We start from the raw sequence: 7,412 nt of genomic DNA on the forward strand, positions 1-7,412 counted from the left end.
TTGATATCTTTGACGATCTTCTCGCCTGGGCTCTTCGTTGTCTTTCTCATCGTCCACTCCTCGGTGGCTACGATGAGCAACAAACACTCTCTTAGCAAATAACCCTATTTGGACCCATAAGCGCTGACGTCAGACAACCTAGAATATCCTACGAATTTGAGAGAGGGTTTTCACCTTTTTGGCCAAATTTCAAACATAACTGGCTGTGTTTCCTAAGTGATCGACGGCGCATCTCTCTACATTTCTCTTTGAGACAGAAGTGAGGAGAAATACAGTGAACAGTCAATTATTTGTTAGATACGCTTGGCAGGTTTCTGTTTTGTCGACTGCGGTTGCTCTGGCGGCTTGTGCGCCATCACCAGCACAACAGGATTATGCGTCGCCAAACGTGATTTCGTTCAAATACGAGGCATGGGACGAAGTGCCGACATTGACCGCTGAAGCGTTAGACAAAGCGGTGCAACATTGTTCCCAATACGGAAAATACGCGAACTATAAGGGTGGCAGTGCAGTCAGTGTGTTTAGCGCTGAAGAAATTCACCAATTTGCCTGTGAGGACAAAAAAACCGATGACAGTGCGATCATCGCACAACAATCCAAAAGACCCGATTACGTATATTTACCGTCGTTAAGTGTAACAACACCGACCCATACAAGTTGTAACACCATGGGTACTTTCACCAATTGCACAACTTACTAAACTAATTGGAAAACAGCTAGGATTCATTGGGCAGGAGGAGAGTCCAGGCTCTCAACGGATATGCTGGAAACCTCAGGTCAATTGGTACTGTGCCCCCGACCGACCAGATCGATGCTACACGGCGATATGCTATGAATTATGAACGTGTGCCATCTGTAGACTGCTCTAACGCGAAATGCGATGAAGACTTGGAATTCAGCGGAGATGTACTTGGTGAAGAACTATATTATTATTGGGTTGGCATGCCTTGTAGCTGCCTTGGCCTTTGGCGTAGAGCCAGTACAGAGGGGAATTAACGAGACAGTTAACAAAGGCACCCTTAAAGGCGTTGAAACATGCCTTTCGTATTCAAAGAGTGAGCTGATTTCCAACGAGGCTGTTAGGGCAACATGCGTAACAGCCTTTCAGAAACCCTTATATGGCAATGATCATGCTACGGGCCGCGCGGGTCCGCGTTTGGATCAGCGGTACGTAGCCTGGGAAGGGGAGCTTGAGAACAAAACGTCCGACCATGTGACTACTTGGATAAGGGTTTCTGTCAGCATCTATGATGCGGATGGTGCTGAACAGGAATTTTTTGGGGATACAACAATTTGGATAGACCCACTAGATGAAGCCGCATTTCGTGTCGAATTACCTGAACTAGAGCGCGAGAAATTCGACAGTATTGAGTTCTGTGATCACGATGATTTAACCCCATCTGCATGTCTCACATGGGGTGTCGTTGAGACAATGGGGCTTGCTATTTAGCACAGCTTTCGCATCAAAGATGCAAAGCCAGATGGCCCTCATCTTCATAGTGCAAAAGGACTGCGTTGGGTTGAGGCGAGAGTCTCAACCACACCCACCGCTTCGTCCTGATTATCTGTAAACATTTGAACATGACGCCCAAGCCTCTTCCTCTCCGCCCTGAACCAAACGATGAAGAGACAATCCTATCGTTTCTTTCCCGCCTAGCGGCGATGAACGGGGTGACTGCCAAGAACTTTGCCGAAGATAATCTTGTAAAGCGTCAGAGGTGGGCATACCTCAGAAAATAACAATAGTGGTGCTAGTATTATGTCGCCCCCTTCCTTTCGAATTACTCCAATTTTCATCACTAAAGGCATCGCGTCTCTTGAGAGGGCAGAGTTGTGCAACATGATTGCTCTGTTCGAAACCTTGGGCACGCAGGCGCAGTTAAAGGAAGTTGCCAACCTGCTAGCCGAAAAACTTTGGCTTTCGGAATATAAATTTGAAGCCATATCAATGGCGGTCCAAACAAAGAAAGCGGAGCTCGAAATCTCCACTGTTTGCGACTCTGAACTCTATCTTGAGCTTTGGCAGCATTTGCAAATCGCACAAGAAAACGAGCCAACCTTCCCATTGGCCCAAAACACTCTTGAAGCAGACTCACAGCGACTGGGATTTAACTTTGCTAAAGATACTGTGCCCGACCTGTCTTTAGGTGTTCGAGAGCGAGTGAAAAAGTTTTGGAGCGATGGCACCGACTGTTTGTCATTCGAGGACGCCCTCTACTTGGAAGCATCTCGAATTTTGGGGCAGTTGATGAACTCTGGCGATCTTTCAGATCAGGAGCAGCAAGAAATTCGAGCGCAGGTCCGGAACGTCGCAAAACGTCTCGATCATGGCCTTGCAGACGAAGCCCTCGACGCTGCAATTCAGACCGGTGATTTACAAGCAATTGGCGCGATCATCGTAGGGGGCTCTGTCGCTGGTTTGGCTCTTGCCGTGGAACTTGGTGGATTTGCAGCGTACATTCTTGCCGCAAAATTATCGGCGTTTGTTCCAATGGTTGGCGGGGTCGGAATGGTCTCTTTCCTGGCTGTACTGGTCAACCCGATCACCGTAGCTGCCGCAGTCTTGGGTGGTGGAGCGTTTGCATGGCAGCGAAACAATAGAAACTTATCTCAAGTGCTCTCGCGGCGCTTGCTGGTGGCGCTAGCGCTAAAAGGGCAAGGCACACATGACAGCTTACTTACCCATTTTCGTACTCACCCACGTTCTCCGAGTCAAAGTGCCCCCAAGCTACTAAAATCCGGAAATACTTGGATTTACTCCAAATACCAGGCGGTAGAGGAAGCTTTTGACGGAAAGTTACCTGCTCCCTACGTCCCGCCTCGTTTCAGCACCGCAGAGGCCACTTCTACAGGCACACTCTCGACAATACTCTCAGAGGACGGCAAAGCGGCAATCGCCTCAGGTGGAATCGCCCTTGCAGACCAGATTTATACAGCATGGGCAATTGATCCTAGAGTTCTACAGGCCGCAAATTTTTCTCGATCTGAGAATATCAATAATTATTTGGATTTTTCCGTCTTCGCACAAAAGTGGTCAGGCGCAGAAGCTGCATCGCAAACTGGCTTTGAAAGCAATCTACAAGGTTATGTTGCCGAACAGTTTGTGATGACTCAGCTAGTGCAAAGCGGGCATTCGGTTGAGCTTCCTAGTACATCAAACATGCCCGGATTTGATCTGATTGTTGATGGTATTCCAACACAAGTAAAATGCGGGCAAAGCCTATCCCTTTTGGCCGACCACTTTGGCAAGTACGATGACGTTCCAGTCATCGCGAACAGCGAATTGATTGAAAAGGCGATCAGAGAAAATCCTGACTGGCTTCATTTGTTGCACAGCGTTGAAGGCTTTGGGTTGGAGCCAATCCGGCAACTAACTGAAACAGCGCTCGCCGCAGGTGCCGGCTTCGTCGAGAACTCGACGATTATGAGTTCCATATTGGTGACCGTTGGCCAGCAAGTTTGGTCCTATTCAAAAGGGCAGGTCACACTGAACCAATTGCCAACAGAAATAGCGGTTGAGGCAGCAATGCGCGGCGGAGCAGCCTGGATTGGCGGATTAGCAGGAAATGCACTTGGGATTTTAGCATTCGGCCCTGCGGGAGTAGTCATTCTTGGACCTCTGGGCGGCGTTGCTGGCCTGTTTGGCTTAGGTGCAATGCGTAGCAAAATTGAAGGGCAAATATCCCCCGAGTGGTTAAATGAACTGACACAAGCAGCTAGCGTACTGAAATCTGAAGGTCTCAAGGCTCAAGACATAAGAATTGCCAAGTTGAAGCAAGTTCCATCGGTCACTCTAGACGATTTTCAATGGCTGGTTTCCCGCCGGCAAGACGCAGTAATTGCTGAAACAGAGGCACGGTGGGCTTTGAACAGAACAGACCCGAAGACAGTCAAAGGTGTTTTGGACGTTTTACTCAAAATAGAAGACATGGCACTCTTGGAACCTAAAGTGGGGGGCGCAAAAAAAGACGTACTGATGTGCCTTTCAAGAAAACCATCTGTAGCAGAAGGTGCTTTGAAGCGGGGCAAAGACGTCTTTGCTTTTGCTCAAAAGAAGGTGGCGTGGAAAGAGTAGCTAGTAGACAAGAGATATGGCTGTCCAGAATTTCCTCTGAGTTTCCCACATATGGCTGCCTGCGAACTTACTAATGATGCCGAAGAACATCTTGAGGCGGCTTTCCTGTTTGCCGATGGCAGAAGCAAATTAGGCCGATGCCAGTTACCAAACATCGTTCCGTTATCAGGACCTCTTTCTACGCCTCCCAACAATGCCTAATCCGCCTAACCCAGCGAGAAGCATCCAAGCTGCTGCCGGCAAAGGAACCGGGTTTGTCGTAACGTTCACAGTGGTATTGAAGTTGTCAAAAGCGATACCAATGTTGCGAACGCCGCCCGACGTCGTGCCGGAAATTCGGATCTCGTCAAACAAGCCTAGACCACTGAATCCCACTGGCGTTACCTTGGCATCGCCAGTGTTTGGGTCGCCATCTTGAATTGTCACAGTCGAACCAACCTGCGTGTTGTTCAGGTATAACGTATAGGTAAACACCTCTTGGTTGCCTGGAGGATCTTGCAATCCATCAATATCGGCCATCTCAAAAGAAGCCGCGCTTACCGCAGTATCATACTTAATGTTAAGTTCGGTTGTACGCCCAAAATCAGACGTCAAGAAGTAATTCCCAAAGGTGTTAGGATTCGGAAGGTCATTCGGCACAAACCCATCCGTCGGGCTGCCCGTAGCCACCGCAGACAATCCGTTTGTGCTCGAAAACGTGATACCCGCACCCGCGAAATACTCATCGTTTCCAAGATTTTCGATGTCGCCAGTATAGCCATTAGTTTCAAAGTTGAGGACAGCAGCAGCCGCTGGAAATGCCGTAGCTATAGCGACCAAAGCCGCAGATGTGACTAATTTTAAGTTCATAAGTAAGCTCCCACACTTTATACCTTTAAAAGACAGGATCGTGGCCGACCGGGCAAGTACGACTCCGCATAGCCACCAATCCAAAAGTATAGTCGACTGGAAAATTTCTTTGCCCCCCGCCGCCACGGGGCAGAGTTTCTTCTGCTGGCCTAGGTACGTAGCGCAGGCAATCCAACACCCGTACTTTCGAAGCCCCCGTCTGAAGCGATGATCTGACCCGTGACATAGCTGGCTTTATCGGAGCATAGAAAAGTGATCACCTCTGCGATCTCACGCTCGGATCCATAGCGGTTCAGAGGGATCGCATCGTGATAGCTGGCGATGATTTCAGGCGAGTGAACGGCCATGGCCAGTTTGGTGCGGACGGGACCAGGGCAAACGCAATTGGCCCGGACTCCATATTCGCCCAACTCCGCAGCTTGTTGCTTTGTCAGCTGGATGACCGCAGCCTTAGATGTGCCATAGGCAACCCTCAAGGTAGAGGCTCGCAATCCCGAAATTGAAGCGATGTTCACAACTGCTCCACAGGTTTCCTTTAGGGCTGGAAGGCAGGCTTGAGAGACCAAAAACGTCCCGTCCAGATTGGTTGCCATAACGTTTTTCCAGCGTGCAAAATCTGTCGTCTCAATTGGACCAAAGTCGGCGACACCTGCATTGTTTATTACTGCGTCGATGCGGCCAAATGCATCAACAACGCCGTTCACCATATCATCAACTTGCTCGGGGATCGAAATATCATGCAAGAATGGACTGGCTTGGTTCAGGCCATCGGCCGCCTCAAAAAGAGCTTCACCATCGCGGTCTACCATCGCCACACGCCAGCCTTGTTCGATGAACAATTTTGTTGTGGCAAGGCCGATCCCGCGGGCTGCACCTGTAACCAAAGCTACTTTTCCCAACATTCTGGACTTTCCTGCTACTTGTGAAGTTCGGGTTAGGACAGCCGCCCAATTAGAGCAAGGATTTACAGATACCCCGAAGAGAAAGCACATGTTCCATGTGCCAGTTTCTGCGCCCAGACATCGTTGTTTGCCTTTTGATCGAAGTGGAAGCCGCGTTCGATCCAGCACACCACCTAAGCTCTCGGCAGGTTTGATTGCCGCATGTTTACCAGGAGACGCATCATCTCCCGTGAACGCCTCAAACTGCTTCGCTTCTGGAAATCGTGAGCAATCACTTGGTAATCATCCGGAAACAGCGGCATGAAACGTGGATCTACCTTTCGTTCTCGGGCGTAATCGTCCCGCATCGAGCGAATGATTTGCGGCAGTTGGTCCTGTGACGGTGCGTGCATCTTGTAAACGACGCAGCGGTCCTTCAACGGCTCTGGGATCTTGCTCAAGTCATTGGCGGTAAACACCCAGCTCATTTTGGAGCAATCCGTATTCACGGTCAGGAACTTGTCACGGTAAGTTCTGGCGTCGACTGGCTCCGTCAGGCTCAACAAAGAGGCGAAGATGTCGCCGTTGTGACTCGGCCGTACTTTGTCGATCTCGTCGAGAACCAACACAGGGTTAGTTACTTTTTGGCGCAGTACCGCAATGGTCATGATGCTCGGCATCGCTGTGGACCACCCCGCAGAAACACCAAAGATATTGGCGTCGCTGTGACCGGCAACGCTGACAATATACGGCTCAACGCCCAATGCCCCGCACAGCGCCCTGACAACTGTCGTTTTGCCGATCCCTGGCTTCCCCACAATAATCGTTGGTCGGAATTTCAATGTGTCGTCGCCAAAACTCATTGAATGGCGAACCTCAGACAGCAACCCATAAATCACGTCAGCGGCATTGGGGAATTTCTCTGACAGAGCTTTGGCCGCCTTCAAACCTGCCGACCCGGCCTTTGTCGTGTCTCTGATTTGGAGCAGTGCATCGATGTCTTCAAATTCTTTGCTCACAGTTCTGGGAAGATCATCCTCACTATGAACGTCGATGAGATACGTCCCAGGCCGTGCTGGCTTCTCCTCGATCCGGGGCATCGCCTTCTTAAGTGCTTCGAACTCACTCTGCGAAAGAACGGCCAGGCATCTTCTCAGCGCCGTGTCCGCTCGGGCGCCGACATGCCGGTCCCGAAATCGGACTTTCGAAAACTGGGCGTAGGTATCCACGCACCAGGGTTCATCGGACTTATCAGGATTCTTCCACGACAAGGCGTCGCGGATTTCGGACTTTGTCGCTGACCCGATGATCGCGTCACGGACCAATGCAATGTCGATATGGTCCCACCCTTCAAACAGGTCGTCAAAGCCGTCTTTCACATGGCTACTGTACTGCTTGATGAGCTCCAAAGCTGCTTGTCGTTCATCTTCTTCATCAGGTTTATGTGTATCGTTCACTTGAGCCTCGTCTGTCTGACGTCAGCGCTTATGGGTCCAAATAGGGTTATTTGCTAAGAGAGTGTTTGTTGCTCATCGTAGCCACCGAGGAGTGGACGATGAGAAAGACAACGAAGAGCCCAGGCGAGAAGATCGTCAAAGATATCAAGC

General features: G+C 50.0%; 7 protein-coding genes. 4 read left to right on the forward strand and 3 right to left on the reverse strand.

Features of this window, described 5'->3' with window-relative positions:
• The first annotated feature begins 274 nt into the window (after positions 1-274).
• From ABJD00_RS14785 to ABJD00_RS14800, 4 genes are all read left to right on the forward strand, one after another.
• Positions 275-700, forward strand: coding sequence for a hypothetical protein (locus ABJD00_RS14785; protein WP_413848544.1), 426 nt, complete (start codon positions 275-277; stop codon positions 698-700).
• Between the two features lie 204 nt (positions 701-904).
• Entirely contained in the window at positions 905-1,450 is a 546-nt protein-coding gene (locus tag ABJD00_RS14790) for a hypothetical protein (protein ID WP_413848546.1), read from the forward strand.
• 131 nt (positions 1,451-1,581) lie between these two features.
• Positions 1,582-1,740 (forward strand): TniQ family protein, encoded by a 159-nt coding sequence (locus ABJD00_RS14795; RefSeq protein ID WP_413848542.1) that lies wholly within the window; start codon positions 1,582-1,584, stop codon positions 1,738-1,740.
• A 100-nt stretch (positions 1,741-1,840) separates the two neighbouring features.
• Positions 1,841-4,075, forward strand: coding sequence for a hypothetical protein (locus tag ABJD00_RS14800; RefSeq protein ID WP_413848540.1), 2,235 nt, complete (start codon positions 1,841-1,843; stop codon positions 4,073-4,075).
• Positions 4,076-4,240: 165 nt separating this feature from the next.
• Here the strand turns inward: ABJD00_RS14800 and ABJD00_RS14805 are convergent, their stop codons facing one another.
• The 3 genes from ABJD00_RS14805 to ABJD00_RS14815 form a co-directional block, all read right to left on the reverse strand.
• Positions 4,241-4,924 carry a VPLPA-CTERM sorting domain-containing protein gene (locus ABJD00_RS14805; RefSeq protein WP_413848538.1) on the reverse strand — a complete coding sequence of 228 codons (684 nt, stop codon included), beginning with the start codon at positions 4,922-4,924 and terminating at the stop codon, positions 4,241-4,243.
• A 149-nt stretch (positions 4,925-5,073) separates the two neighbouring features.
• On the reverse strand, positions 5,074-5,826 hold the full coding sequence (locus ABJD00_RS14810; protein WP_413848536.1) for an SDR family NAD(P)-dependent oxidoreductase: 753 nt from the start codon (positions 5,824-5,826) through the stop codon (positions 5,074-5,076).
• A 173-nt stretch (positions 5,827-5,999) separates the two neighbouring features.
• Positions 6,000-7,262, reverse strand: coding sequence for an AAA family ATPase (locus ABJD00_RS14815; RefSeq protein ID WP_413848534.1), 1,263 nt, complete (start codon positions 7,260-7,262; stop codon positions 6,000-6,002).
• Between the last annotated feature and the right edge of the window lie 150 nt (positions 7,263-7,412).

Source organism: Tateyamaria sp., assembly GCF_039945315.1.
In the GTDB taxonomy this organism is placed as follows: Bacteria; Pseudomonadota; Alphaproteobacteria; order Rhodobacterales; family Rhodobacteraceae; genus Tateyamaria.

Excerpts from the sequence above, each read along its gene's own strand:
- ABJD00_RS14790 (WP_413848546.1), top strand. The coding sequence starts at position 905 with ATGTACTTGGTGAAGAACTATATTATTATTGGGTTGGCATGCCTTGTA.
- ABJD00_RS14795 (WP_413848542.1), top strand. The coding sequence starts at position 1,582 with ATGACGCCCAAGCCTCTTCCTCTCCGCCCTGAACCAAACGATGAAGAG.
- ABJD00_RS14800 (WP_413848540.1), top strand. The coding sequence starts at position 1,841 with ATGATTGCTCTGTTCGAAACCTTGGGCACGCAGGCGCAGTTAAAGGAA.
- ABJD00_RS14805 (WP_413848538.1), bottom strand. The coding sequence starts at position 4,924 with ATGAACTTAAAATTAGTCACATCTGCGGCTTTGGTCGCTATAGCTACG.
- ABJD00_RS14810 (WP_413848536.1), bottom strand. The coding sequence starts at position 5,826 with ATGTTGGGAAAAGTAGCTTTGGTTACAGGTGCAGCCCGCGGGATCGGC.